This is a genomic window from Polaromonas sp. P1_E3 (assembly GCF_056405935.1).
In genome coordinates, this window is sequence record NZ_JBFUBD010000027.1 from 1 (window position 1) to 25,584 (window position 25,584).

The window sequence follows — 25,584 nt, forward strand, 5'->3', positions numbered from 1 at the left end:
CCTGACGGGCGCCTCCTCAGGCATCGGCAAAGAGACCGCAGAGCGGCTGGCAAAAGCCGGCTACAAGGTCTACGGCACCAGCAGGCGCGGCGGCCAGCCCGGCGGGCAATTGTTCGACATGTTGTCCCTGGACGTAACCCAGGACGAGTCGGTTGAGGCCGCCGTCCGGACGCTGATTCAGCGGGAAGGCCGCATCGACTTGCTCGTCAACAACGCGGGCTTCGGGGTCGCGCCAGCCGGTGCGGAAGAGAGCTCGATCACGCAGGCTCAAGCCATCTTCGACACCAACTTCTTCGGGATCGTCCGGATGACGCGCGCCGTCGTGCCGCACATGCGCCGACAGGGGACAGGACGCATCATCAACATCGGCTCGGTGCTCGGGTTCCTGCCCATGCCGTACGGGGCGCTGTATGCGGCGACGAAGCATGCGATAGAAGGCTACTCCGAGTCGCTCGACCATGAGCTGCGCACCAGGGGCATCCGGGTCTCGGTCATCGAGCCCGCATACACGAAGACGCCGTTCGACGCGAACTTCCTGGAACCTGACGCCCAGCTCGACGAGTACCGCGAGGTTCGCGCCGCCGTGAGCCAGCGTGTGAAGGAAGTGATGGCCACTGCGGAACAGCCGGGGGTCGTGGCTGACGTCGTGCTGAAAGCTGCCAGTGCTGCTCGCCCCAAACTCCGATACACCGCAGGCGGACTCGCGACTCGCCTGCGATTGCTCCGCACATTTGCGCCTGCTGGTCTGGTGGATGCCGGGATTCGAAAAGATCTGCGGCTCGACGTGATGCCAACCGTGAAAACATCATGAAAGCATTCATCGTTGAGCGTTATGGAAAAAAGAGCAGTTTGCGGTTAGCGGACATGCCGAGCCCGGAGCTGCGCGATGACGAGGTCCTGGTCCAGGTGCATGCCGCTGGCGTGAACCAGCTGGACTTCAAAATCCGCGACGGCGAATTCAAACTCATACTGCCCTATTGTCTGCCTCTCATCCTGGGTCACGACGTCGCTGGGGTGGTCGTCCGGGTCGGCCCACGCGTGCGGCAGTTCAAGCCGGGTGATGAGGTCTACGCGCGGCCCGATGATTTCCGGATCGGTACCTTCGCTGAATTTGTCCCGGTCAAGGAGGCATCCCTGGCGCTCAAGCCTGCGGGGCTCACGATGGAAGAAGCCGCGTCCATCCCGCTGGTGGCCTTAACGGCCTGGCAGGCACTGGTCGAGAAGGCCCGGCTGAAAAAAGGACAGAAGGTCTTCATCCAGGCCGGCTCAGGGGGCGTTGGCACCTTTGCCATCCAGTTGGCCAAGCATCTGGGCGCCACCGTTGCCACGACGACGAGCACGGGCAATGTCGCGCTTGTGAAGAGTCTGGGCGCGGACGTCGTGATCGACTATAAGACGCAGGATTTCGAAGATGTCTTGCGCGACTACGACGTCGTGCTGAACAGCCAGGACGGCAAGACGTTGGAGAAGTCACTGCATGTGCTTAAGCCCGGTGGGAAACTCATCTCCATCTCGGGCCCACCCGATCCCGCATTCGGCAAGGAAAGCAGTGCTCCTGCATTCGTAAAACTGGTGATGCGATTGCTGAGTTCGGGCATCCGGCGCAGGGCAAAGGACCGCGGAGTTGACTACGCGTTCCTCTTCATGAAGGCCAGTGGCAGCCAACTGCGCGAGATCACCCGGCTCTTCGATGCCGGCGCCATCCGCCCTGTGATGGACCGGGTCTTCCCGTTTGAATCGACCAACGAGGCCATGGCCTATGTCGAAGCGGGCCGCGCCAAGGGTAAGGTCGTCATCAAGATCGTGTGAATTTGTTTATGTCGGTGCGGTTGAAGACTTCAAACCTTAAAGTCCGAAAGCCGGCAACTGGAACCGTTTGTTCCCTACTTTGGAGATTTCCATGAAGATTAAAGATTCTGTCGTTCTCGTCACCGGCGCCAATCGCGGCATTGGCCTGGCCTTCGCGCGCGAGCTGCTCGCCCGCGGCGCCCGCAAGGTCTACGCGGCCGCTCGCGACCCCGCCACCATCACCCTGCCCGGCGTTCAGGCTTTAAAGCTCGACGTCACCAAGCCTGAAGACGTAGCGGCCGCCGCAGCGCTGGCGTCGGATGTCACGCTGGTCATCAACAACGCGGGCATTGCCCAGCCGGGCGGCTTTCTGGCGGCCGACAGCGAAGACACCACCCGGCGCATCTTCGAGACCAACGTCTACGGCGTGCTGCGCATGAGCAAGGCCTTTGCGCCGGTTCTCAAAAGCAACGGCGGTGGTGCCCTGCTCAATGTGCTGTCGATTTCCTCATGGGTGAATGGGGGCGAGCTGGCGGCCTATTCGGCCAGCAAGTCCGCAGCCTGGTCGCTGACCAATGCCTTGCGCACCGAGCTGGCGGCGCAAAAGACGCAAGTGCTGGGGCTGCACATGGGCTACGTTGACACCGACCTCACGCGCGGGTTTGAGGTTCCGAAGGCCAGCCCTGATGACATCGTCAAGCGTGCGCTGGACGGACTCGAATCGGGTCTGGACGAGGTACTGGCCGATGAGATCACCCAGCAAGTCAAGGCGGGAATGACGGCGGCAAGGCCGAGCTACCTTCCGCAGGCGTCCTGACTTCGAAGCCTGATCGGGGCATCTGCGCCTGCAGGTTGTGGCCATTCCAATGCCATCGCCACGCCACCTGCTATAGCTGAAAGTGTGGTGTGAGGCTGTCATACAACCCTGCCAGCCGGGCGGCGCGGTTCTGCATGCGCGCTCGTTCGGCCGCGCGTACCTCGAATACGTCAGTCACCTCTGGTGCACGAAATATTTCCGCCGCTTCGTCCGGATCGCAGGCCAGCCAGGCCAGCCGGGCCGCGCCCAGTGATGGGCCAACCTCGGCGTCCGCGTGACGGACCACCTGCAGGCCGGTAGCGTCAGCCAGCATCTGAGCCCAATAGGCATTGCGCGAGCCGCCGCCGATCAGGCTGACGCACGCCAGGCCAGGCTGAACCGACTGCAGCGCGGCGATTCCCTGCGCCATGCCCAGGCATACACCCTCAAGCGTGGCGTTCACGATGTCTTCGCGCTGCGTGCCTGCGTGCATGCCAAAAAACACGGCTTTGGCATGCGGATTGTTGTGCGGCGTGCGTTCGCCGTTCAGATAAGGCAGGAACAACGGCGTATCTTCTCGCAGGCCGCGCTGCTCTGCCTGCGCAAGCAGCACGGCCACGTCGCGCTCTCCCAGCAGCCCCGCTGTGAACTCGAGGCACGAGGCAGCCGACAGCATCACGGACATCAGGTGCCAGGCCTGCGGCAGTGCGTGGCAAAAGCTGTGCACGGCCTGCTGCGGATTGGCGACAAAAGAGCCAGTGGCCACAAACACCACACCGGACGTTCCCAGGGACAGCATCGCCTCACCCGGGTTCACCACACCAGCACCCAGGGCACCTGCTGCGTTATCGCTGGCACCGGCTACCACCGGAACTTCGCGCAAGCCCCAATGTTGCGCGACCTCGGGCAGCAGGGTGCCGGTGACCTCCGGGCCTTCGTGCAAGCTGGGCATGTGCGCGGTGGACAGGCCGCAAGCGGCCAGGAGTTCGTCGCTCCATTCGCGCCTGCCCACATCCAGCCACAGTGTGCCGGATGCGTCGGACAGGTCGGTCGCATAGTCGCCGGTCAGACGCCAGCGCAGCCAATCCTTGGGCAGCAGTACTTGCCGGACCCGGTCGAACACGCCGGGTTCGTGTCTGGATACCCAAAGCAGCTTGGGCGCCGTAAAGCCCGGCATCATCAGGTTGCCGGTGATCTGACGCGACCGCGGCACCGCCCGCTCCAGCTCCACACATTCCGCAGCAGCCCTGCCATCGTTCCAGAGGATGGCTGGCCGCAAGACTTCGCCGTGCCCATCCAGCAGGGTCGCGCCGTGCATCTGGCCGGTCAGGCCGATGGCCTCGATCTGGCTGCCCGTGCGGCCGCCGCGCCGCAACTCCTGCAACGCGGCACCCACGGCGGCATCGCACGCGCGCCACCATTCGGAAGGGTGTTGCTCCCGCCACAAGGGATGGGGAGCATCCACCGACAGCGCCGCGGAGCCGCTGGCCACCAGGCGGTGGCTACGGTCCAGCACCACCGCCTTGACACTTGAGGTGCCAAGATCAATGCCCATGAACATCGGTCAGCCCTCGAACGGCGTCCACTTGGCCGTACTGGCCGCGGACTGCACCACCTTCTCGATGAACCGCACCCCTCGGGCGCCGTCTTCGAGGTGGGGATAGTCGGCGTCCAGCGGATCCGGCTCACTACCGGCCTGCAGCGCGCGGATGTGCGCAGCCACTCCCAGGTAGACATTGGCGAAGGCTTCGATAAAGGCCTCTGGGTGCCCCGTGGGCAATCGTGTCGCGCGGCGAGCCGCCTCACCGAGCCATGGCGAGCCCCGCGTCAACATGCGGGCCGGGCCGTCGATGGGGGCATGCAGCAGCCGGTTAGGCTCCTCCTGGCGCCAGTCCAAAGTACCGGTAGTGCCAAACACACGCAGCCGCAGGTCGTTCTCGCAACCCACCTCGATCTGCGACGCGATCAGCACGCCCCTGGCGCCGTTCTTGAACCGCAGCAGGACGTTGCCGTCGTCGTCAAGGCGCCGGCCCGGCACGAAGATGGTGAGGTCCGCGCAGATGCTTTCCAGTTCCAGGCCCGTCACCGTCGCCACCAGATTCTCCGCGTGCGAGCCGATGTCGCCGATGGCGCCCGCCACGCCGCTGCGCGCCGGGTCCGTCCGCCAGTCGGCCTGCTTCTGCCCGCTCGCTTCCAGGTGAGTGGCAAGCCAGCCCTGGTTGTATTCGACGATGACCTTGCGCACCACGCCAATCGCGCCGCGCGCAACCATGTCACGCGCCTCGCGCACCATGGGATAGCCCGTGTAGTTGTACGTCACGCCGAAGATGGAGCCGCTGCGCTTGACGACCTGCACGAGCTCGGCAGCCTCTTCACTGGTATGGACCAGCGGCTTGTCACACACCACATGGATGCCCGCCTCGGCGAATGCGCGGGCGACGGGAAAATGCACGTGGTTGGGCGTGACGATGGAGACGAAGTCGATGCGCTCGTCCTTGCTGCGCCGCAGTTCGTCGGCGAGCAGATCCTCCCACCGGCCGTGGTTGCGATCCTCGCGCAGGTCGAGGTCGCGGCCGGAGGCACGCGCACGCTCTGGCTCGGAAGACAGGGCTCCTGCCACCAGCTCCATCTGTCCGTCCAGCGCCATCGCCTTGCGGTGCACGGCGCCGATGAAAGCGCCCTGCCCGCCGCCCACCATTGCATAGCGCAGTTTTTTCATGTGCCGGCCATCCCGCCCTGCTTGGCCTTGTCGAACACCGCGTCGAAGGCGCCTGCCGCAGGCTTGAAATCCAGCCGCTTGCTGTAGGCCGCGCTTTCAGTGGCGCCATGCACCCGGTCCATGCGGCTGTCTTCCCACTCAACGCTCAAGGGCCCGTTGTAGCCCACATCGTTGAGCGCGACGATGATGGATTCGAAGTCAATCTGCCCCCGCCCGACACTGCGAAAATCCCAGTGGCGGCGAGCGTCGCCGAAGCTGGTGTGCCCGCCGAAGACGCCGGCGGTGCCGTCACCCCGGCCCCACCACACATCTTTCATGTGCACGTGGTAGATGCGGTCGCCAAATGTGCGGATGAACTTGACGTAGTCCACACCCTGGTAGCCCAGGTGGCTGGGGTCGAAATTAAACCCGAAGCGCCTGTGGCCACCGATGGCCGCGACGGCCCGTTGCGCAGAGGCGGTATCAAAAGCAATTTCCGTCGGATGGACTTCCAACCCGAAATTCACGCCCTGCTGGTCAAACACATCAAGGATGGGTTTCCATCGCTGGGCGAAATCGGTGAAGCCCTTGTCCCAGTATTCCTGCGAAGTCGGCGGGAACGCGTACAGCGAATGCCAGATGGACGAACCGGTGAAGCCTGTCACCACTTTAACGCCCAACTTGGCGGCGGCCCGCGCGGTGTCCTGCATTTCGCGCGCGGCGCGCTGGCGCACGCCTTCCGGATCACCGTCGCCCCAGACCTGCGGCGAAAGAATGGCCTTGTGCCGCTCGTCGATCAGGTCGCACACCGCCTGTCCCACCAAATGGTTACCGATGGCGAAGCAGCGCAGCCCGTGCTGCTCCAGCAGATCGCGCCGGTCCTGCACGTAGCGGTCGCTTGCCAGGGCCTCCTGCACATTGAAATGGTCACCCCAGCATGCCAGCTCCAGGCCGTCGTAGCCCATGCTGCGTGCCAGGGGCGCCAGCTCCTTGAGCGGCAGGTCCGCCCATTGCCCGGTAAAAAGAGTGACAGGTCTTGCCATGGCAGCCTCAGAACGGAGAATCGGGGAAGTAATACTGCTTGGCGTTGTCTTTGGTCACCAGTACCGACGGGATGATGGTGGTGGCCGGCAGCTTCTCGCCCTTCACCCGCGCGGCTGCCGTGAGCTTCATCGCGTCGGCAATCATGGCGGGCGAGTAGGTGACGTCGGCCGTGACGATCTTGTCGCCGTCCATGACCTTTTTGATGTAATCCTTGGAACCTGCGCCGCCCAGCACGAGCTTGACGTCGGTACGTTTGGCTTGCGCGATGGCCTTTTGCACCCCGACCGCCATGTCGTCATCAGAAGCCCAGACCGCGTCGATCTGCTTGAAACGGGTCAGGTAGTCCTGCATCACCTTGAACGCGTCATCGCGGTTCCAGTTGCCGTGCTTGGCATCCAGTATCTTGATGTCCGGATAACTCTTCATTACCGCCGTGAACGCGTCCACGCGCTGGTTGTCGATGACCGTCGGAATGCCCCGCAGCACGACGACGTTACCCTTGCCACCCAGGGCTTTGGCCATGAACTCGGCTGATACCTTGCCAAAGCCGGGGTTGTCACCGGCGACATAGGCGTCCTGCGCATTCGCATCCGTCAGGCCACGGTCAACGACCGTGACGTAAACGCCCTTGCTCTTGACCTGCGCAACCGGTTGTGTGAGCGGCGCCGACTCGAATGGCAGGATCACGAGGGTGTCGATCTTGTTGGCGGTGTGCAGGTCCTGCACCTGGTTCGCCTGTTCCGAGGCCGACCCGGCCGTCTTGATGGTGACTTTCAGGCCCGGGTACTGCTTTTCCAGCTCCGACTTGGTCCGGTTGGCCCAGTACACGACCCCCCCCGTCCAGCCGTGCGTGGCCGCCGGGATCGAGACGCCGATATGCGGCTTGCCCTGGGCGACGGCCGAAGGTACCGTACCCAGAGCCGCGAGTGCCGTAACGCCGGCGACCATCAAACTTATCAGTGATTTCATGGCTTGTCTCCTTGATGTTGTAAAAAACGGCAGCCTTGCCGCCTGTGGGGAACCAGTTACTTGCGCCCTCGCTGGAAAAACGCGACGGCAATGATCACAAACCCCTGCACCGCCGCGTTCAGGTACACGCTGATGATGCTGGTGAGGTTGAGGATGTTGCCGATCACCGAGAGCAGCACGGCGCCGATCACGGTGCCGGTGATACCCCCGGCACCGCCGCGCAGGGCAGTGCCGCCGACGATGACCGCCGCGATGRCTTCCAGCTCCCACAGCAGGCCGGTGCTCGGCGATGCCGAACCCAGGCGAGGCACATACAGCACCGTGGCGATCCCCACGCAAACACCCAGCAGCATGTACGYGAGCACCTTGACCCGGTCCACCTCGACAGCGGCGTAGCGTGCAACCTGCTCGTTGGAGCCGATGGCCTGGACATACCGGCCGAAGGCGGTGCGGTTGAGGACGAGCCCGCCCAGCAATGCGACCGCGGCGAACACCCAGACGGGAACCGGTACGCCCAGCCAGCTGCCGTAATACACCGGGCTGTAGACATCGACCAGCGCGCTGTCAAGCGTGATGGCGCCGCCGTTGGAGAAATAAGTCAGGTAAGCGCGGAAGATGCCCAGCGTCCCAAGCGTCACGATGAAGGGCTCTATACGTCCCTTGCTGATAAGCAGCCCATGGCCCAGCCCAAACAGCGCGCCCAGCAGCACCGCGAATGCCATGCCGGTCATCACGGCAGCCAGGGGGTTCCAGCCCGCGCTTGCTGCCGCGTTCATCAGCAGGATCGTGCCGCCGGCAATCAGCGCGGCCATGGATCCCACCGAAAGGTCGATGCCGCCAGAGATGATGACGAAGCACATCCCCACTGCGATGATGCCGATGAAAGCCGTACGGGTGAGCACGTTCATGGCGTTGTCAAGGCTGGCAAAGTTCTCGTTGAGGATCGCCCCCATGATGCAAACAAGCACCAACCCGGCCAGCGGTCCGGCACCCGCAAAAGAAGGCCATTTGCGCAGAACCCGCTGCGCAGCAGGGACTTCGACAGCAGCGGTATCAGTGTGTTCCAGTCGCATGGGCAATCAACAGTTCTTCGGACAGCTGGTCCTGCCGGAGCTCGGCAACCAGTCTGCCCTGACGCATCACGAGGACGCGATGGCATAGCCCGATCAGCTCGAGCAGCTCGGAGGACACAACGACGATTCCGCGGCCTTCGCTGGCCAGCCGCTGGATCAGGAAATAAATGTCGCGCTTGGCGCCTACGTCGACCCCCCGCGTCGGCTCGTCCAGCACAACGACCTTGGGATCCGGCTGCAACACCCGCGCAAGCGCCAGCTTCTGCTGGTTGCCGCCGGACAGGGCGGAGGCCGGCACGTCGGAGCGCTGCGTGCGAATGCCGAACGCCGTGGTCGCAACCGCCAGCGCCGCCTTTTCCCGCTGCGGGTCGAGCAGCGGCGTGGTGTAACGCTCAAGAGCCATCAGCGTGAGGTTCTGGGTCAGCCCCATGCGCAGATGCAGGCCGCGCGTCTTGCGATCCTCGCTCAGGTAGGTGAGACCCAGCCGTGCCGCCGAACGCGGGTTGCGCCGCGTCCATGCCCTTCCGGCAACCTGCGCTGTCCGGGCGCTGGACGGACGCAAACCCAGGAGCCCTTCGAACAATTCGGTCCGGCCCGCACCGACCAACCCCGCAAAACCGAGGATCTCTCCGGCACGCACCTGAAAGCTTGAATCATGGCACCACCCCGGGACGGTCAGGCCTTCGACGTTCAGCAGAATGGGCGCGTCGGGCGCCACGGCAAGCCTGGGCGGGTAGAGATCGGCGAGTTCGCGCCCGACCATCAAGCTGGCCATTTGCTGGCGCGTCACGCTGCCAGTAGGCCGGCGAGCCACGAAGCGGCCGTCGCGCATGACCACTATCTCATCAGTGATGCGTTCGACCTCGTCCAGCTTGTGCGAGATATAGAGGATGGTGGAACCTGCCGCCCTCAACTGCCCGATGAGGGAGAACAGGCGTTCGGTCTCTGAGGGTGTCAATGTCGCGGTGGGCTCGTCCATCACCAGCACGCGGGCACGCCGGCTGAGCGCACGCGCAATTTCCACCAGCTGTTTCTCGGCCACGATGAGGTCGCCCACGCGGCGCGCGGGACTGCAGCTCAGGCCAACCTGGCGCAATGCCGCGGCGGCCTCCCGTGCCATCCAGTCTTCATCCAGCAACCCGTAGCGCTTTCGCTCATGGCCGAGAAAGATGTTCTGCGCAATGGTCAGGTCGTCCGCCAGGTTGAACTCCTGATGGATCATCACCACACCGGCGGTTTCAGCCTCGCGCGGCCCCTTGAAGCGCACGGCGTGCCCGCCCACCTCCACCACGCCTTCGCTGGCCGCCTCGTAGCCGGCAAGGATTTTCATCAATGTCGACTTGCCGGCGCCATTTTCCCCAAGCACTCCGTACACGCGGCCCGGCGCGAGCTCGAAGCTGACACCGTGCAGAACCTGCACGGGGCCAAACCTCTTGCTCACATCCCTGAAGCCGACCGTCAAGCTCACAACGATTCCACCTTCTCTTCAGGCCGCGCCGGCGAAGATCGCGGCATTGACCCGGTTTTCCAGCCACTCCTGGCGGCCACTCACGGGCTTGGGCCGAAGGTCATTGACGAAAGCGTGTTCGGCAAGCTGGCTGAGGCTCATATCGCCCGTGATGATGCGCTGCCCCAGTTCGCCTTCCCAGTTCGCGTAGCGCTGCTGGCGGAACTGCTCGAGCTCGCGGGACTCCATCAACCGCGCAGCGCTTTTGAGCGCCAGCGCCAGCGCATCAATGGCACCCACATGCCCGTGCAGGATGTCGACCGGGTCCATGCTCTGGCGCCGCACTTTCGCGTCGAAATTGAACCCGCCGCTGCCGATACCACCAGCACGCAGAACTTCATAGAGCGCCAGCGTGAGGTCTTCAACACTATTGGGAAACTGGTCGGTATCCCAGCCGTTTTGCGGGTCACCGCGGTTAGCGTCGATGCTGCCAAAGATCCCGAGGGATGCAGCCGTAGCGATCTCGTGCTGGAAGCTATGGCCCGCCAGCGTGGCATGGTTGGCCTCGATGTTGAGCTTGATTTCCTTTTCAAGGCCGAACTCCTTCAGGAAGCCATACACCGTGGCGCTGTCGAAGTCGTATTGGTGCTTGGTCGGTTCCAGCGGCTTGGGCTCGATCAGCAGTTGACCCTTGAACCCGATCTTGTGCTTGTGGTTTACCACCAGTTGCATGAAGCGGCCCAGTTGCCGGCGTTCGCGCTGCAAATCCGTGTTGAGCAGGGTGTCGTAGCCTTCGCGGCCACCCCACATCACGTAGTTGGCGCCGCCAAGCTGCTGCGTCGCGTTGAGCGCACTGAAAACCTGCGTCGCCGCGTACGCGAAGACTTCGGGATCCGGATTGCTCGCGGCGCCGGCGGCGTAGCGAGGATGACTGAACAGATTGGCGGTCCCCCAGAGCAGAGCAATCCCCGCCTCCTCCTGTTTCTGGGCCAGCACGTCCACCATCGCGGCCAGGTTGCTGCGGTACTCGGCCAGGTTTGCACCTTCCGGCGCCACGTCCGTGTCATGGAAGGTGTAGAACGGCACGCCCAGCCGGGAAATCAGGCCGAAGGCCGCGTCCGCTTTCTTGCGCGCCATCGTCAATTCATCCCCACCGGTGTGCCAGGGCCGCGCAAACGTACCCTGCCCGAAGACGTCGCTGCCGGGCCATACAAAGGTGTGCCAGTAGCAAACCGCGAGCCGCAGGTGCTGCTCCATGGGCTTGCCCATTACGAGCGCGTTGGCGTCGTAGTGGCGATAAGCCAATGGCGTCGTGGCCTGCGGGCCTTCATAGCGCACCGGTGCAATGGATTCAAGAAAGCTCATGTGTTGTGATGGTTGACAATGTCCAACCTACGATCCTAGGAGCGTCGGCCTCCGCACGCGATTGCGAAATTTACGAGGGCGGCTTGCGAAATTCCTTTCTGCAGTGCAGCAATCGGTGCGATATGCCAATATCCTGACAAATCAACCGGCCAACCATGAAATCGTCATTTCGCCAAAGTGGACCTACCGTGCTTCGCGTGGCATTGCTCTTTCACGCGAGCAAGGCGTATGACCGCGAGATCATTACGGGTATTGGCGACTACGTGAACCAGACAAGGGTCGCCTGGGACCTCTTCCTCGAAGAGGATTTCCGCTTTCGGCTTGACGGCATCCATGACTGGGACGGCGACGGGATCATCGCCGACTATGACGACCCCGCAGTGGCCCAGGCCTTGAGCGGTGTGCGTGTGCCGGTCATCGCTGTAGGGGGGTCCTACGAGGATTCCGCCTGCTACCCCGCCAATGTTCCGTACGTCGCCACGGACAACCGCGAACTGGTTGCACATGCGATGACCCATCTGGTGGAGTCCGGCCTTTCCCGCTTTGCCTGCTACAGCATGCCGGAGTCGCCACTGAATCGCTGGGCCCTGGAACGCGAAAAAGCGTTCACCGCCTGCCTTGCCCGCGATGGACTGACAGGCGAGATTCACCGGGGCCTGRCAACCAGCGCTCCCACCTGGGGCAGCGCGACGAGGAAGTTGCTCTCCTGGCTGCAGGACCTGCCCAAACCCATCGGCATCGTCGCTGTCACGGACGCACGCGCTCGCCAGGTGCTGCAGGCCTGCATCGTCGGCGCCATTGCAGTGCCCGACGAAGTTGCCATCATAGGGATCGACAATGACACGCTGGGCCAGCATCTGACGAGAATCCAGCTCAGTTCAGTCAGCCAGGGTACACACGAGATGGGCTATCGCGCGGCGCATCTGTTGCATCAGGCCCTCGGCGGCTCACCGGTCAACGGAGTGCGGGTGGTCGTGCCCCCGGCGGGCGTGCATTCACGAGCCTCCACCGCGCGCGACGCCGAACACAGCGCGCCGGTGATGCGCGCGCTCCACTACATCCGCCAATACGCCTGCCAAGGCATCAAGACCGAACAGGTCGCCGAAACCGTAGGGCTTTCGCGCTCATCGCTGGAGATGTACTTCCGCCGGGAGTTGAAGCGATCCGTGCACGACGAAATCCTGCAGCACAAGCTGAAGCAATGCTTCCAGTTGCTCGGTGAGACGCAAATGGGTATCGACGAGATTGCACGGGCGTGCGGCTTTCGTTCCGTCCAGTACCTCAACACGGTATTCAAACGGGAGCTGGGCGCGACCCCCGCTTCGTGGCGGGAAAGCCGTCGCGCCTGAGCCCCAGCGGTTTATCACTACGGCCTGTGCCGACGGTAAAACGCCAGAGCGTTCTTGAACATCACCTTGTCGCGCACACCGGGGCCGAGCGGGGCCAGGCAGGCCTCCGCGATGGCGATCTGGGCCTCGAAAGTCCCATGGAGGGTAATCACCGGCCAATTGCTGCCCCAAATCAGGCGGTTCTCTCCGAACGCAGACATCAGCACGTCAAAGTGCGGCTTGTAGGAGGCGAGGTCGGTCGGAGACGGGGAGACCACATCACCGGGTGCATACATGTCATAGAACGATGAGAACTTCATGTAAAGGTTCGKGCAGGCGCTGGCGAGACGGTGGATGTCGGATGCCCACACGGGGTCGACCGCCGGTCCGGTTGCGCCGCCCAGATGGTCGATGATGGTGCGCAGGTTGGGCACCGCGGTGCACAGTGCCTGCACATGGCTTTTCGGGTTCTTTGTCCCGCGGCTGATGATGTCGAGCGTCATACCGCGCGCTGCCAGGTCGCGCAGGCTGGTGAGCTGTGCTGCGCTGAGGGTGATGCCTTCCGCCGGACCGGCAAGGTAGCCACGGATTCCCACGAAGCGCCGGTCTACCGCAAAACGCGCGAGGTCCTTGGCAAAACCCGGCGCACCGATCTCGAGGCTTCCCACGAAGAACGCGTAAAACGGATCACTCCCGACCAGGTCGAGAATCCACTGGTTGTCCTGGACGATGCCGCTTGCCTCCACAATTCCGGCTGCCACCACCCCTTGGGACTTCGCAAACGCGCTGTACTCCGGCGGAAGCACGTCACGAAATATCGGCCCCTCCGCTGGTGTTGGCCAGGGGACACCGCCCGGCCGCGTGACCTGCCAAAAGTGGATGTGTGTCTCGACGATGGGCCGTTTGCCGGGTGGGGCATTGCGCTCGGCAGATTCGATCGCCTCTTGTAGCGCCTGGTCAACGGCACCGCGCGCTCCCCACGCGGCGGTAAGCCACGTCATCCCGGCAGCGCGGCTGCTACCATCCCATACCTCAGGGCTTTGCTCACTGTCTCTTTCATGCGATTTTCCTGGTCAGGTTGATGGCGTTTTCCGAACGAGCCTCCGTTCACGATGGGACAGCGGTGACAGAAAGCCGTGCTGATGTTGATCAAGCCTATGGGCCGGTGACGCGTCCTGGGAGGATTGCAGATTATGGTAAGACCCATATTCAATTTGTGCAATATCGGTCTGACCAATTAGAAGGGCCTGCTTCGTGACTCGAAAGCCAGGCCGAAGGGGCTCCGGCATCGGGGCGCGATGGCCGCAACGCCTGAGCGCACCCTCTCTAATCGATGAAGGCTGGCGCTAAGCCGCCGCGCCGCACCGGGCTCGCTGCCTGCCCGCAGCAAAGCCGTTCCCCCCGGACCGCGAGGCCGGAAAGGCAACTCCAGACGGGGGTGCACATTCATCCATACAAATCCAGGTATGGATCAAACCCAAAACATGATCACTCGAAAGAACCTGGCTTGCTACCATCCGCCTTTCAGAAAACCCCAACATGCAATCTCTTCCTTCTTCGGGACTCCTTCTCGTCACGGGTGCCACCGGCAAGGTAGGCCGCGCGTTTATCCAGCGATTGCTGGAGGACACCAGCCTTGAGCGTTTCCGCGTGCGCGCGCTTTGCCACAACCGCGTGCTGCAGCCCCACGAGCGGCTGGAATGCGTGCGTGGCTCCATCCAGAATCGCGCAGATGTGCAGGACGCCCTTGACGGGGTGACGCATGTGCTGCACCTTGCAACCAGCAAGGAAACGCCGGACGACGTCATGGATGTCGCTGTCAAAGGCATGTTCTGGTTGCTTGAAGGTTGCCGCACCAGCACGACCTTCAGGCAGTTCATTCTGGTGGGTGGCGATGCTGCCGTGGGGCATTTCCACTATGCACATCCCGTCCCAGTGGTGGAAAGCCAGCCGCACAGCGCGTACCCCGGCTGCTATGCCCTGTCCAAAGTGCTGGAGGAGGTGATGCTTCAGCAGTACCAGATCCAGTATGACCTCAACGGATGCTGCTTGCGCGCACCCTGGATTATGGAGAAGGATGATTTCCGGTTTACCTTATCCTTTGGCGACGATGTGTTTGGTGGGCCCCGCTGGCAGGACCTGGTGCCCGGGAACGAAGCGCGAGACCATGCTCGCACCGGTGCGGTCCCGGTGATGCTTGATCCGGAAGGACAGCCGGTCAAGCGCAATTTCGTCCACGTGCAGGACCTGGTGAGCGCCATCCTGCTCGCCCTGGACGCACCACGTGCCCGGCAGCAGCTGATGAACGTGTGCATGGACGAGCCGGTCGACTACGGCGAGCTTGGCGCGTATCTGGCACGCACGCGAGGCCTGCCGCTGGTGCCAGTCCGCACACCCTACCGCTCCACCTGGCTGGACAACACCAAGGCGAAGTTCCTGTTGGGCTGGCGCCCCCAGTTCGACATGGTCCGGATGGTCGAGTCCGCATGGACGTACCAACGGGCGCACGACGATCCGCGCGTAGTCTGGTACCCCGGCTGAGTTCTGTCGCCCGCCACAGCACCGGGCGGCCCATAAGGCAAGAGTGCTGCACCCAATGGAACTGATACGAATACAGGAGACACAAGATGAACCCGATGAAACGACGCAGCTTTGCCACCATAATGGCCGCCGCCAGCCTGGCCTACGCCTGGTCAACACCAGCCTGGAGCCAGGCAAAAGGCAAGAAGCTGGTGATCGGTTTTGCGCAGACCGGCGCCGAAAGCGAGTGGCGCACAGCCAATACGGACTCAGTCAAAGCTGCGGCCAGTGCCGCCGGCTATGAACTGAAGTTCTCCGACGCGCAGCAGAAGCAAGAGAACCAGATCAAGGCGATCCGCTCCTTTATCGCCCAGAAAGTGGACGTCATCATCCTCGCGCCGCTCGTCACGACGGGCTGGGATACGGTGCTGCGAGAGGCCAAGACCGCCAAGATTCCCGTCATTCTGGAAAGCCGCAGTGTGGTGGTGAAGGATCCCTCCACCTGGACCACCTTCGTGGGTTCGGACTTCGTCGAGGAAGGCCGTCGCGCCGCACAGTGGTTGCTTGAGCACACCAAGAGCACCACTGGCGATGTGAACATCGTCGAACTGCAGGGAACCGTGGGTTCAGATCCCGCAATCGAGCGGAAGAAGGGCTTCGAGGAAGGGCTCAAAGCCAACCCACGCTACAAGATCATCCGCTCGCAGACTGCCGACTTCACGCGTGCCAAGGGCAAGGAGGTTATGGAGGCCTTCCTCAAGGCTGAAGGCAAAAAGGTCAACGTGCTGTACGCGCACAACGACGACATGGCCATCGGTGCGATTCAGGCCATTGAGGAAGCAGGCCTGAAGCCGGGCAAGGATATCCTCGTGATCGGCGTGGATGCGGTCAAGGGCGCCTTCGAAGCGATGATCGCCGGCAAGATGAATGTCAGCGTGGAGTGCAACCCCCTGCTTGGCCCCCAGCTGATGGAGGCTGCCGCCAAAGCCGCGGCAGGGCAGACGCTGCCACGATGGATCAAGTCGATCGAGGGCGTGTTCCCCGCCGAGGTGGCCGCCAAGGAATTTCCGAACCGCAAGTACTGAAACGCCGGCCGGGCCTGCTGCACGCGGCTGCAGGCCCGGCCGCGGTGAATCACCTCGGACCGGCCGCAAGACGCGAGCTACAGACTGTGCGCCCAGGCACCAGATGTCGTGAGAAAGCAGGCGTAAAGTGACGTGGTAGCTGTAATGAAAAGGCGGTTGCCCCGCGGCCCACCGAATTCCAGGTTGGCCACCGGCTCCGGGACGAGGATCCGGCCGAGCAGCTCACCCTGCGGAGAAAAGCAATGCACGCCGTCTCCGGCGCTGGTCCACACATTGCCGCGCAGGTCCACGCGCAGGCCGTCCGGGATGCCCGCATCCACAGTAGCGAAGACTTCGCCGCCTCGCAACCGGCCGCCAGTCACGGTAAACGCCCGGATGTGCCGCGGCCCCAGCGGATCGTGAGAGGCACCGGAGTCCGCTACATAAAGCCGCGTGCCGTCAGGCGAGAACGCCAATCCGTTGGGCTGCACGAAATCCGTCGCGACGGCATCCACCCTGCCCGAGGCGGGCTCTACCCGGAACACGTAGCGGCCCGCGTACTCAGGCTCGGCGGTATAGCCCTCGTAGTCCGAGAGGATTCCGTAGGTAGGGTCAGAAAACCACACGGCGCCATCGGGCGCCACTACGGCATCGTTGGGCGAGTTCAACCGCTTGCCTTCAAAGGCGCTCGCGAGCACCGTACGCTGGCCGTTGACTTCGGTGCGGCTGACGCAGCGTGTGCCATGCTCACAGCTGACGAGGCGGCCTTCACGGTCACGCGTGTGGCCATTGGCGAAGTTCGATGGCCTGCGGAATTCGGCTACGCTTCCCGGGCCGGCCCCGTCGGGAACCCACCGCATGACCCGGTTGTTGGGGATGTCGCTGAACAGCAGGAAGTCACCTGCCGGAAAATACACGGGCCCCTCCGCCCAGCGAGCGCCGGTAAACAGCTTTTCCACAAAGCCATTCGGCGGAACCAGTCCGCGAAAGCGCGCATCGTGCAGCACGAAATCGCCCTGGATGCCATAGCGGTCGGCCAAAGTCACCTCACCCTGGCCGAACGGCCATACAACAGCAGCATGCACAGGATCAGCGCGCCGTAGATGATCTGACGGCCCGCCTCGGGCATCTGCAGCACCGCGAGCACACTTTGCAGGAGCACGATGAACACGACGCCTGCGACAGTACCCAGATAGCTGCCACGGCCGCCCAGAATGTTGGTGCCGCCCAGCACGACAGCAGCAATTGCCGGCAGTACATAGGGGTCGCCCATCGCCTGGTAAGCGTTGGCCGAATAGCCGGCGAGCAGAATTCCCGAGAGGGCAGCCAGCGCACCGCAGGCGACGAAGCACAAAACGATAACCTTCCCGGTGCGCACACCGGACAGGTAGGCGGCTCGCTCGGTGTTGCCGATGACGTACACGTAGCGGCCGATGGCAGTTCGCGTCAGCACCAGGTAGAACACCAAGGACACGGCCACCCAGGTCCAAACCGCATTGGGTACGCCCAACGTCTTGCCGACCCCCAGGGCACGCATCAGCTCCGTGGCGCCGTGCACAGGTGCGTGGCCCCCCGAATAGAGGACCATCAGACCCTGCAGCACGGCATTCGCACCCAGCGTGAAGATCATTGACGGGATACGCAGTATCGCCACACCCAGCCCATTGACGAGGCCGATCAACGCGCCGCAGGCGACACCCACGGGGATTGCCCATCCAGCGCCGTAAGTGGCGCCGGCGGCCGCTGCCATCATCGCCCCCGTCGTGATGGTCCAGGGCACCGACAGGTCGATATGGCCCAGCAGGATGACGGCCATAAGCCCGGCGGCCGCGATGCCGAGGAAAGCGGCAATCTGCAGCTGCTGCAGCAGGTAGCCCGGCATCAGGAAATTGCTATTGACGGCGCTGGCAGCCAACAGGAGGACCAGCGAACACAGGACAACCATGGCCGGTGGGTTCAACAGAAGTCGCCGGAACAGGTTCATGGCAGTGGCGGCCGGGCGCGGTGTATCGACAAAGACGCCGGTCATCAAAACAGGTCCAGCCGATTTCGCAGGCGAAGAACATGCAACGCGCCGATGCATACGGCGCCCAGGAGTATCAGTCCTTCGAACAGCGGTTGCCAAAGCGCCGGCGCGTCGAACACAAACAGCAGGTCGCCGATGGTGCGCAGCACAAAGGCTCCTATTGCAGATCCCACCATGCCGCCCATGCCGCCGTAAAGCGAAGTCCCGCCGATCACCACCGCCGCAATGGAATTGAGGGTATAAAGGCCCGCCTGCGGCGAGCTCGCCTCGCCCGACAGGGAGATCAGCGACAGCAGCAGTCCCGCAACTCCGGAAAGCAGTCCCGCRGCGGTATAAGCAACGAACTTGGCCCGCTGCGATGGCACGCCAGAGAGGAAGGCAGCCTGTTCGGACGACCCCACTGCATAGCAGGCGCGGCCGATAACCGTGCGCCTGAAAGGCATCCAGCCCAGCACGATGACCGCAGCCAGCAACACCAGCGTGGCGGGAACCACGCCGAAGAGGCGGCCGGTCACCGCGTCCGACAATCCCTCGCTGACCTCTCCGCCCGGCGAAGGGCGCAGCAGCAATGCCAAACCAAAAAACACGGCGCCGGTCGCGAGCGTAACGATGATGGGCTGCAGGCGCCCGAGCACCACGATGGCGCCGTTGAGCGCGCCGGCTGCCGCGCCGGTTGCGAGCACCAGCGCTACACCAAACGCCACCTGCCAGGGTGCGCCGTTCACCACAATGGAAGCCAGGCAGCTGGTGAGTACCATCACCATGCCGACCGAGAGATCAAGGCCGCGTGTGATCACCGGGAGCGTCTGGGCCATTGCGACGATAGCCAGCAGCGCGGCCTTGTTCGATGCCGTGGTGACGATGCCTACCGAGATCGAACGCGGGTGTTCCAGAAGGTACAGCGAGAACATCAGGACAAACACGGCCAGCGCGCCCAGCGGGCCACCATTGCGGCGCAACCAACGCAGCCATTCTTCCCGCCTGTTCATTCAACGGTCTCCGGTTCGGTTGATGAGAGGGACATGTTAAGGGCAGAAGCCACAATCTCCTGTTCGGTGATCTCCTCCCCGGTAAGCGTGCGCGCAATGCGTCCCTCATACATGATCAGGACGCGGTCCGCCAGGCCGATCAGTTCCTCGTAGTCGGTGGAATAAAGCAGGATAGCCACCCCTTGGGAAGCCAGCTGGCGTAGCAGCACATAAATCTCCTGCTTGGTCGCCACATCAATGCCGCGCGTAGGATCATTCAGCAAAAGCACTCTCGGCTGGGTCATCAGCCATTTGGCGATCACCACCTTCTGCTGGTTGCCCCCTGACAAGGTCTGCACAGGATCTTCCACGGAACCGAGCTTGATTCGCAACTTGTCCACCATCTGCGCCACCAGCGCCTTCTCAGCCACTTGGCCGAGAAGGCCGTAACGGGTGAGCGCTTCCAGGCGGGCTAAGCTCGCGTTCTCGCGAATGCTCATCGGCAAAACGAGCCCCTCAGTCTTGCGGTCCTCGGGAATGAGAGCGATCCCCAGCCCGGGTTTCTTGCACATGTGGGGCGCCAGCCCGGCAACCGGCTGGCCGAACACCTCGACCTCGCCGTGCACGCCTTTGAGCACGCCGAACAGGGCAAGCAGCAGTTCGCGTTGTCCCTGACCGTCGAGCCCTCCCAAACCCACAATTTCACCCTGCTGGATCTGCAGCGAGATATCCCGCAGGTCGGGCTCCCAGCTCAAGGACCTGACCGTGACGGCCAGAGGTGCATTCGCGGCCGGCCCGGCCTTGGGCGGGTACGACTTGGCGACGTCACGGCCGATCATGAGCTGCACCACGTCGGTATCGGACCGTGTGCCGTTGGCGAACGTATCCACGCGGCGGCCACTGCGAAAGACCGAGCAGGTGTCGGCAAGCGTCTTGACCTCATGCATGCGGTGCGAGATGAACAGGGCCGCAACGCCCTGGTCCCGCAGGTTGAAGAGCAGGCGGTACAAACGCTCCACGTCCTCGCTGCTGAGGGCAGAAGTCGCCTCGTCCAGGATGAGCAGCCGCGGCTGCGCACCAAGCGCCTTGGCGATCTCGACAACCTGGCGACGGGAAAGCGGCAGGTCTCGCACCCGGTCCATGGGATGGATATCGCCGCAGCCCATCAGGGAAAGCAGCGCGGCGGCGCGCTCCTGCTGGGCCCTAGCGTCGATGAGGCCATACTTCATCGGGGGCCTGGACAGGAAGATGTTGTCGCACACGGACAGGTCCGGAACCAGAGACAGTTCCTGGAACACACAGACGATGCCGCGCTCGCGCGCCGAGATGGGGGAGCCCAGCCGCAATTCCTCACCGTCCAGCAGGATACGGCCGGCGTCGGGCTGAACAACACCGGCGATGATCTTGATCAGGGTCGACTTTCCGGCACCGTTCTCGCCCAGGACGGCGTGGACTTCACCTGCCCGGCATGAGAAATCCGCGGCATCCAGCGCACATACACCGCCGTAGTGTTTGGTGATGCCCTGGAGTTCGAGCAGCGGTTTCTGGGTCACAAGGAAAACACCCTACATAAGAAAGAAAAGCCGGGCGCCGCTGCGGAGCCCGGCAATGAAACCCCGAGGGCTGAACCCTAGGTGTTTCCCTCGCTCTGCTTCATGATGTCCGGAGCCGTCAGGTTGATGTTGCACGGCGGGAATTCGTTGGCCACATAGAAAGTGTCGGGCAAGTCCGCATAGAAGTTCTTTCCGGGTGCCATGTCCTGGTATTCCACATAAGGGATGGGCACTGAAATGTATTGAGGCAACTTTTGACCTTGCAACGCGGCGATGGCCGCTTTCAGCGCCACCGAGACCAACCCGGGAGACTGCGCTGCCGAAGCACCCTTGAGGCCGTCCTTATGGTGTTGGTAGACCATCTTGCGAAAACCGTTCTCGCCTTCCGCGCCGATTGGCACGAACGGGTGCTTGGCTTCGATCAGCGCACGGATGGTGCCGTTGGAGCCGGCCTGCGTATAGATGCCATTGAACCGGCCGTGCACGGCTATGGCGTCGGCTGCCACCTTCTGTGAGGTGCCGTCGTCCCAGTTACCGACCACTTCGATGATCTGGACCTGCTTGTGCTTGTCCATGATCTCGCGGAACCCGAGGTGGCGGTCGCGATCCACCGAGTTGCCCGGCAGGCCGCGAATCTCCAGCACCTTGCCGCTGGTCACGCCGTTCTTCTCCAGCCAGCGGCCCATCAGACGGCCCATCTCCAGCTGGTCCTCGTTCACCTGGATCACCTCGTCCGTATCAAGCACGTTGTCGAACGGGATCAGCACGACACCCGCCTCCTTGGCACGCTTGATCACCGGCTTGAACGAGGTAGGCGAAACAGCGATCGTGAGGATGGCATCGAAGCCTGCGTTGATGAAGTTGTCGATAGCGCCCAGCTGCGCGGCCACGTCCGTGCCGGTAGACACGACCTTCAACTCCTTGATATGCGGCTTCATCTCCGGCGTCGCGGCGTAAGCCTTCAGTGACTTGATCATCTGAATGCGCCAGCTGTTGCCGGCGTAGCCATTGGCCAGGGCGATACGGTAAGGCCCCTTCTTGGCCGGGTACTGGATGACCTTCTTGTTGCCGGGAAACGGCTTGAAACAAGCCGGTTCGTAAGTCTGGGCCAGCGCCGGCGTGCCCAGGCCGGCCAGAGTTGCGGCCGCACCCGCAGCCAGAATGTCTCGTCTCGTTTGCATGCTTGTCTCCTTTTTGGAAGTAATTGCCCTGTGAAGCCGGCGATCTCAAAAGTCGAAAGAGGCGCAGGATTGCGCGAAGCACTTGGCCAGGCCAAAACTCAACTATTCATTTTTTGCCTGGCCACAATGGACCGCATCAGGGCTTTCCCTTGACTTGCACCGCTTCGAAGGCTGCACAGCTCCTCGGGATCCATACGCCGCAAACGCGCCATCTTTCTTGCGTGCGATGAACCGGGATTCCCGCTCCCGGCGACACGGCGGATTTCCAGTGCGCGAGCTTCGTCTTAGACTCGCTGCGGCATCGCGTTGTCGAACGAAGCCGGTCCGGCCAGCCGGTCGACCCAGTCCAGAAGCTGCATGCCGCAGTACACCACATGGCGCCCGCGCGTGGTGATGTGCAGTCCGCGGCGATGACGCTGGAAGACGGGCTCGCCCACCGCCTCCTCGAAAGCCTTGAGCCGATGGCTGGCACCCGAGAGAGACAAGTGACAGCGACGCGCGGCTTCCGACAACGAACCGGACTCGGCGCAAAGCACCACCAGGCGGATCGAAGCGAGGTCAAAGCGTTGCAGGTTCATAATTTGGTCATGCCAATTTTTGAATGTATCAATTTTGGTCTGACCATACAAGGCTTTTCCCTCAGGGTTTTCCAGCCGGGGCCGCGCAAGGCGCCTCGACGGTATGATCCGTTCGTCACACCGCCTTGCCATGAAAGCAACCAAGCCTGTCGAGCCCCGGCGTCTGTACCAGCAGATCGCCGATCAGATCAGGGAACTGATCACCGAAAGATCATTCCAGGTCGGTGACCGCCTGCCCGCTGAGCGCGAACTGGCCTTGCTCCTGGGTGTCTCCCGGCCTTCGCTGCGCGAGGCGTTGATCGCCCTGGACGTCCAGGGCAGCGTCGAAGTCCGTAGCGGCTCGGGTGTCTACGTTTGCCCGCAACCCGCACGCAGTTCGAGAAAGGCGACTCCTGCGCTCGGCGAGAGCCCCCGGGAATTGATGCAGACACGCTCTGCTCTGGAGAGCGCTGTGGTGATTCTTGCTTGCGCACGCGGCACCCCTGAGCAGCTAAAGCAGCTGAGGACAATCGTCACAAAAATGCGTACAGAAACAGACCGCAATCGCGCCCCGCTGGATCTGGATCGACGCTTTCACATGACGCTTGTACAGATGAGCGGGAATTCGGTCATGGCCCGCATCATCGCCGAGTTGTTCGATGAGCGGCACAGCCCGATATCGACCAAGCTGTCTTCGAAGTATGAAAATCCACGCACCTGGAAGGCTGCACTGAAAGAGCATGAGGCCATTCTGGGTGCGCTGGATGCGCGCGATCCGATAGCCGCGCAAGCAGCCATGCTTGCCCACCTGCGCGCCTCGGAGCTGCGATGGGTGGGGGACTGAACGCCGCTTCGCAGCGCTGATTTTATGGACGCACAATGCGCAGATTGCTATCGCTCGCACTGCAAATTGAATTGGTACCTGGCCTGATGCTGGCCTAGCATCGCCTTTTCCATGCCAGCCGTACGCAAACAAGGAGACGATTCAAATGAGCATGCTGACCCTCTACCCGAGCCTGAAGGACCAGTCCGTGCTCATCACTGGAGGTGCCACCGGCATCGGTGCAACCTTGGTGCGGCAATTCGCGGCGCAGGGCGCGAAGGTCGGGTTCATCGACATCGACGTGGAAAATGCGCGCGCCCTGCAGGCCAGTGTGGCGGAAGAACTCGGCAAGCGTGTGCACTTCGTACGCGGCGATGTAACCGACACAGACGAGTTGCGCCAGTCGATTGGGGAGATCCGCGCCAAAATCGGGCCAATCCGCGTCCTGCTCAACAATGCAGCCAATGACCAGCGGCACCTGATTGAGGACACCACACCGCAATCCTGGGACGCAGGTGTTGCCGTGAACCTGAAGCACCAGTTCTTTGCGGCGCAGGAAGTCGCGCCCGACATGAAGGGGCTGGGCGGCGGCTCCATCGTCAACTTCGGCTCGGTCAGCTGGATGCTCAAGCAAGGCGGCATGCCGGTCTACACCACCTGCAAGGCGGCCGTGCAGGGGCTCACCCGAAGCCTGGCGCGAGACTTTGGCCCTTTCCATATCCGGGTGAACACCCTGGTGCCGGGTTGGACCATGACGGAAAAGCAGCTGCGACTGTGGGTAACACCCGAGTCCAAGGCAGAACTCGCCCGCGCGCAATGCTTGCCGGGGGAGCTCATGCCTGAACACATTGCGAAGGCCGCCCTGTTCCTGGCCTCTGACGACAGCGAAATGATGACTGCGCAGGATTTGATTGTCGACGGGGGCTGGACATGATCGGGTGACCGCCCGAAGGCTGTGGAATTCCGCTGGAATCAGCAATGGCGGCTAGCAGGGGACTGTGCAACGCAGAATTGAAAAAGCCCCTGAATCCGTTAGGAATCAAGGGCTTGCGCATCTGGTGGCCTGGGGCGGAATCGAACCACCGACACAAGGATTTTCAATCCTCTGCTCTACCGACTGAGCTACCGGGCCTGAGCCTTAGATTATATATCAGCCGAAAGGGTGTCCGGCAGCAGCGGCTCCTACAGAGTCAAACGCCGCGTTTGCCGCGAGTCAGATCGACGCCCAGCTGCTTCAACTTTCGGTAGAGGTGGGTGCGCTCCAGGCCGGTTTTTTCAGCCACACGGGTCATGGAGCCGCCTTCCTTGGCGAGGTGGAATTCGAAATAGGCCTTTTCAAACTCGTCACGCGCATCGCGCAGGGGCTTTTCCAGCAAAAAACTCTGCGTCGCCTGGGGACCGAGGTCGACAGGTGCCGGCAAGGTTCCGCCGGTCATCACGGCTTCCACCGTGAGGTCGGCTGTATGGGCCACAGGGCTGCTGCTCAGCATGGCGGGCTTGCGAGGGGCGGTCTTGGTGAGACCCTGCTCCACAGCCTTCAGAAGCTTTTGCAGCGTAATGGGTTTTTCAAGAAACGCCATGGCGCCGATCTTGGTGGCCTCAACCGCAGTGTCGATGGTGGCGTGGCCGCTCATCATGATGACCGGCATGGACAGCAGGCCGCTGGAGGACCACTCCTTGAGTAGCGTCACGCCGTCGGTGTCGGGCATCCATATGTCCAGCAAAACGAGGTCGGGCCTGGAACGTCCGCGGGCAGCCCGTGCCTGGGCGGCGTTTTCGGCGAGCTCGACCTGATGCCCTTCGTCGTTAAGAATTTCTGAGAGAAGGTCGCGTATGCCCAGCTCGTCGTCGACCACCAGAATATTTGCCATGATTGAATTGCTGCCTGCCTGTTATTGCGATGCCGTGCGGATATCGAAGTGTTACTGAATGTGTTGTTAAGCCACAACTGCAAATGATAACGACACTTGTGCCCCTTGCACCAGACCATCTGCCACGCGGTTTGAAATGTCGATGCGGGCGCCATGCTCATCGGCAATTTTCTTGACGACTGCGAGCCCCAACCCTGTGCCCTTGACCTTGGTGGTGACATAAGGCTCGAACGCACGTTTGAGGATGTGTTCGGGAAAGYCTGTTCCGTTGTCGCGCACGGTCAACCGCACGCGTTTGGAGGTTTCGGAATATTCGGTTTTGAGGGTGACGCGCCCGTCCTCCTTGCCTTCCTGCGCATCCTGGGCGTTCTGCAGCAGGTTGTGGATGATCTGGCGCAACTGTTGGTCATCGCCCTGGATTTTCGGGGCCTTCGGGTCCAGCTCCGTGACCACAGGAACCGCGGCACTGCCGCTGCGCAGCTCACTGTGGCCGTCACTGAGGTAGAGCTGCAT

At 62.7% G+C, this 25,584-nt stretch carries 24 protein-coding genes and 1 tRNA gene; 8 read left to right on the forward strand and 17 right to left on the reverse strand.

Annotation, left to right across the window (positions count from 1 at the left end; genetic code table 11):
• The first annotated feature begins 1 nt into the window (after position 1).
• The 3 genes from AC1D0Z_RS06595 to AC1D0Z_RS06605 all read left to right on the forward strand — a co-directional run bounded on the left by AC1D0Z_RS06595 (position 2) and on the right by AC1D0Z_RS06605 (position 2,605).
• The gene (locus tag AC1D0Z_RS06595; protein WP_477657443.1) at positions 2 to 811 is read left to right on the forward strand and encodes an oxidoreductase; all 810 of its coding nucleotides are present in this window, start codon (positions 2 to 4) and stop codon (positions 809 to 811) included.
• The gene (locus AC1D0Z_RS06600) at positions 808 to 1,809 is read left to right on the forward strand and encodes an NADP-dependent oxidoreductase (protein WP_477657444.1); all 1,002 of its coding nucleotides are present in this window, start codon (positions 808 to 810) and stop codon (positions 1,807 to 1,809) included. Before AC1D0Z_RS06595 ends, AC1D0Z_RS06600 begins: the two co-directional genes overlap by 4 nt.
• A gap of 91 nt (positions 1,810 to 1,900) precedes the next feature.
• Positions 1,901 to 2,605 carry an SDR family oxidoreductase gene (locus tag AC1D0Z_RS06605; RefSeq protein WP_477657445.1) on the forward strand — a complete coding sequence of 235 codons (705 nt, stop codon included), beginning with the start codon at positions 1,901 to 1,903 and terminating at the stop codon, positions 2,603 to 2,605.
• A gap of 70 nt (positions 2,606 to 2,675) precedes the next feature.
• Here AC1D0Z_RS06605 and xylB read toward each other — a convergent pair whose 3' ends face one another.
• Genes xylB through xylA form a run of 7 tightly spaced genes read right to left on the reverse strand, consistent with a single transcriptional unit; the run spans position 2,676 to position 11,180 of the window.
• Positions 2,676 to 4,145 carry a xylulokinase gene (gene xylB / locus AC1D0Z_RS06610; RefSeq protein WP_477657446.1) on the reverse strand — a complete coding sequence of 490 codons (1,470 nt, stop codon included), beginning with the start codon at positions 4,143 to 4,145 and terminating at the stop codon, positions 2,676 to 2,678.
• Positions 4,146 to 4,148: 3 nt separating this feature from the next.
• Complete coding sequence (locus AC1D0Z_RS06615) at positions 4,149 to 5,303, reverse strand: Gfo/Idh/MocA family protein (RefSeq protein WP_477657447.1); 1,155 nt, start codon at positions 5,301 to 5,303, stop codon at positions 4,149 to 4,151.
• Positions 5,300 to 6,325: a sugar phosphate isomerase/epimerase family protein gene (locus tag AC1D0Z_RS06620; RefSeq protein WP_477657448.1), complete on the reverse strand. Its 1,026-nt coding sequence runs from the start codon at positions 6,323 to 6,325 to the stop codon at positions 5,300 to 5,302. The genes AC1D0Z_RS06615 and AC1D0Z_RS06620 overlap by 4 nt, the downstream gene beginning before the upstream one ends.
• A 7-nt stretch (positions 6,326 to 6,332) precedes the next feature.
• The gene (locus AC1D0Z_RS06625; protein ID WP_477657449.1) at positions 6,333 to 7,295 is read right to left on the reverse strand and encodes an ABC transporter substrate-binding protein; all 963 of its coding nucleotides are present in this window, start codon (positions 7,293 to 7,295) and stop codon (positions 6,333 to 6,335) included.
• A gap of 56 nt (positions 7,296 to 7,351) precedes the next feature.
• Entirely contained in the window at positions 7,352 to 8,368 is a 1,017-nt protein-coding gene (locus tag AC1D0Z_RS06630; protein ID WP_477657450.1) for an ABC transporter permease, read from the reverse strand.
• Complete coding sequence (locus tag AC1D0Z_RS06635) at positions 8,349 to 9,836, reverse strand: sugar ABC transporter ATP-binding protein (protein ID WP_477657451.1); 1,488 nt, start codon at positions 9,834 to 9,836, stop codon at positions 8,349 to 8,351. Before AC1D0Z_RS06635 ends, AC1D0Z_RS06630 begins: the two co-directional genes overlap by 20 nt.
• Positions 9,837 to 9,854: 18 nt before the next feature.
• A complete protein-coding gene (xylA, locus tag AC1D0Z_RS06640) occupies positions 9,855 to 11,180 on the reverse strand; it encodes a xylose isomerase (protein WP_477657452.1) in 1,326 nt (441 codons plus the stop codon).
• Between the two features lie 155 nt (positions 11,181 to 11,335).
• Between xylA and AC1D0Z_RS06645 the strand changes: the two genes are divergently transcribed.
• The gene (locus AC1D0Z_RS06645) at positions 11,336 to 12,529 is read left to right on the forward strand and encodes a DNA-binding transcriptional regulator (protein WP_477657453.1); all 1,194 of its coding nucleotides are present in this window, start codon (positions 11,336 to 11,338) and stop codon (positions 12,527 to 12,529) included.
• A 17-nt stretch (positions 12,530 to 12,546) separates the two neighbouring features.
• Here the strand turns inward: AC1D0Z_RS06645 and AC1D0Z_RS06650 are convergent, their stop codons facing one another.
• The gene (locus AC1D0Z_RS06650; protein ID WP_477657454.1) at positions 12,547 to 13,509 is read right to left on the reverse strand and encodes an amidohydrolase family protein; all 963 of its coding nucleotides are present in this window, start codon (positions 13,507 to 13,509) and stop codon (positions 12,547 to 12,549) included.
• Between the two features lie 538 nt (positions 13,510 to 14,047).
• On the opposite strand from AC1D0Z_RS06650, the gene AC1D0Z_RS06655 reads away from it, so the two are divergent.
• Together AC1D0Z_RS06655 and AC1D0Z_RS06660 are read left to right on the forward strand one after the other, a co-directional pair.
• Positions 14,048 to 15,049 carry an NAD-dependent epimerase/dehydratase family protein gene (locus AC1D0Z_RS06655; protein WP_477657455.1) on the forward strand — a complete coding sequence of 334 codons (1,002 nt, stop codon included), beginning with the start codon at positions 14,048 to 14,050 and terminating at the stop codon, positions 15,047 to 15,049.
• 86 nt (positions 15,050 to 15,135) lie between these two features.
• Positions 15,136 to 16,113: an ABC transporter substrate-binding protein gene (locus tag AC1D0Z_RS06660; protein WP_477657456.1), complete on the forward strand. Its 978-nt coding sequence runs from the start codon at positions 15,136 to 15,138 to the stop codon at positions 16,111 to 16,113.
• A 77-nt stretch (positions 16,114 to 16,190) separates the two neighbouring features.
• Here AC1D0Z_RS06660 and AC1D0Z_RS06665 read toward each other — a convergent pair whose 3' ends face one another.
• The 6 genes from AC1D0Z_RS06665 to AC1D0Z_RS06690 form a co-directional block, all read right to left on the reverse strand.
• Entirely contained in the window at positions 16,191 to 17,114 is a 924-nt protein-coding gene (locus AC1D0Z_RS06665) for an SMP-30/gluconolactonase/LRE family protein (RefSeq protein WP_477657466.1), read from the reverse strand.
• Positions 17,115 to 17,134: 20 nt separating this feature from the next.
• A complete protein-coding gene (locus tag AC1D0Z_RS06670) occupies positions 17,135 to 18,121 on the reverse strand; it encodes an ABC transporter permease (protein WP_477657457.1) in 987 nt (328 codons plus the stop codon).
• On the reverse strand, positions 18,121 to 19,107 hold the full coding sequence (locus AC1D0Z_RS06675; RefSeq protein ID WP_477657458.1) for an ABC transporter permease: 987 nt from the start codon (positions 19,105 to 19,107) through the stop codon (positions 18,121 to 18,123). Before AC1D0Z_RS06675 ends, AC1D0Z_RS06670 begins: the two co-directional genes overlap by 1 nt.
• The gene (locus tag AC1D0Z_RS06680; RefSeq protein WP_477657459.1) at positions 19,104 to 20,639 is read right to left on the reverse strand and encodes a sugar ABC transporter ATP-binding protein; all 1,536 of its coding nucleotides are present in this window, start codon (positions 20,637 to 20,639) and stop codon (positions 19,104 to 19,106) included. The genes AC1D0Z_RS06675 and AC1D0Z_RS06680 overlap by 4 nt, the downstream gene beginning before the upstream one ends.
• 77 nt (positions 20,640 to 20,716) lie before the next feature.
• Positions 20,717 to 21,820: a sugar ABC transporter substrate-binding protein gene (locus AC1D0Z_RS06685; protein WP_477657460.1), complete on the reverse strand. Its 1,104-nt coding sequence runs from the start codon at positions 21,818 to 21,820 to the stop codon at positions 20,717 to 20,719.
• Positions 21,821 to 22,104: 284 nt separating this feature from the next.
• Positions 22,105 to 22,449 carry a helix-turn-helix domain-containing protein gene (locus AC1D0Z_RS06690; RefSeq protein WP_477657461.1) on the reverse strand — a complete coding sequence of 115 codons (345 nt, stop codon included), beginning with the start codon at positions 22,447 to 22,449 and terminating at the stop codon, positions 22,105 to 22,107.
• Positions 22,450 to 22,528: 79 nt separating this feature from the next.
• Between AC1D0Z_RS06690 and AC1D0Z_RS06695 the strand changes: the two genes are divergently transcribed.
• Both AC1D0Z_RS06695 and AC1D0Z_RS06700 read left to right on the forward strand, forming a co-directional pair.
• Positions 22,529 to 23,221 carry a FadR/GntR family transcriptional regulator gene (locus tag AC1D0Z_RS06695; RefSeq protein WP_477657462.1) on the forward strand — a complete coding sequence of 231 codons (693 nt, stop codon included), beginning with the start codon at positions 22,529 to 22,531 and terminating at the stop codon, positions 23,219 to 23,221.
• Positions 23,222 to 23,366: 145 nt separating this feature from the next.
• The gene (locus AC1D0Z_RS06700) at positions 23,367 to 24,134 is read left to right on the forward strand and encodes an SDR family NAD(P)-dependent oxidoreductase (RefSeq protein WP_477657463.1); all 768 of its coding nucleotides are present in this window, start codon (positions 23,367 to 23,369) and stop codon (positions 24,132 to 24,134) included.
• 122 nt (positions 24,135 to 24,256) lie between these two features.
• On the opposite strand, the gene AC1D0Z_RS06705 is transcribed toward AC1D0Z_RS06700, so the two are convergent.
• From AC1D0Z_RS06705 to AC1D0Z_RS06715, 3 genes are all read right to left on the reverse strand, one after another.
• Positions 24,257 to 24,332, reverse strand: a tRNA-Phe gene (locus AC1D0Z_RS06705).
• Positions 24,333 to 24,390: 58 nt separating this feature from the next.
• Complete coding sequence (locus AC1D0Z_RS06710; RefSeq protein WP_477657464.1) at positions 24,391 to 25,071, reverse strand: response regulator; 681 nt, start codon at positions 25,069 to 25,071, stop codon at positions 24,391 to 24,393.
• Between the two features lie 66 nt (positions 25,072 to 25,137).
• Positions 25,138 to 25,584, reverse strand: a 447-nt coding sequence (locus tag AC1D0Z_RS06715; protein ID WP_477657465.1) for a sensor histidine kinase, incomplete at its 5' end; no start/stop codon positions are given.

Coding starts and splice junctions, on each gene's coding strand:
- AC1D0Z_RS06600 (WP_477657444.1), top strand. CDS start 808: ATGAAAGCATTCATCGTTGAGCGTTATGGAAAAAAGAGCAGTTTGCGG.
- AC1D0Z_RS06605 (WP_477657445.1), top strand. CDS start 1,901: ATGAAGATTAAAGATTCTGTCGTTCTCGTCACCGGCGCCAATCGCGGC.
- xylB (WP_477657446.1), bottom strand. CDS start 4,145: ATGTTCATGGGCATTGATCTTGGCACCTCAAGTGTCAAGGCGGTGGTG.
- AC1D0Z_RS06615 (WP_477657447.1), bottom strand. CDS start 5,303: ATGAAAAAACTGCGCTATGCAATGGTGGGCGGCGGGCAGGGCGCTTTC.
- AC1D0Z_RS06620 (WP_477657448.1), bottom strand. CDS start 6,325: ATGGCAAGACCTGTCACTCTTTTTACCGGGCAATGGGCGGACCTGCCG.
- AC1D0Z_RS06625 (WP_477657449.1), bottom strand. CDS start 7,295: ATGAAATCACTGATAAGTTTGATGGTCGCCGGCGTTACGGCACTCGCG.
- xylA (WP_477657452.1), bottom strand. CDS start 11,180: ATGAGCTTTCTTGAATCCATTGCACCGGTGCGCTATGAAGGCCCGCAG.
- AC1D0Z_RS06655 (WP_477657455.1), top strand. CDS start 14,048: ATGCAATCTCTTCCTTCTTCGGGACTCCTTCTCGTCACGGGTGCCACC.
- AC1D0Z_RS06660 (WP_477657456.1), top strand. CDS start 15,136: ATGAACCCGATGAAACGACGCAGCTTTGCCACCATAATGGCCGCCGCC.
- AC1D0Z_RS06670 (WP_477657457.1), bottom strand. CDS start 18,121: ATGACCGGCGTCTTTGTCGATACACCGCGCCCGGCCGCCACTGCCATG.
- AC1D0Z_RS06685 (WP_477657460.1), bottom strand. CDS start 21,820: ATGCAAACGAGACGAGACATTCTGGCTGCGGGTGCGGCCGCAACTCTG.
- AC1D0Z_RS06695 (WP_477657462.1), top strand. CDS start 22,529: ATGAAAGCAACCAAGCCTGTCGAGCCCCGGCGTCTGTACCAGCAGATC.
- AC1D0Z_RS06700 (WP_477657463.1), top strand. CDS start 23,367: ATGAGCATGCTGACCCTCTACCCGAGCCTGAAGGACCAGTCCGTGCTC.
- AC1D0Z_RS06710 (WP_477657464.1), bottom strand. CDS start 25,071: ATGGCAAATATTCTGGTGGTCGACGACGAGCTGGGCATACGCGACCTT.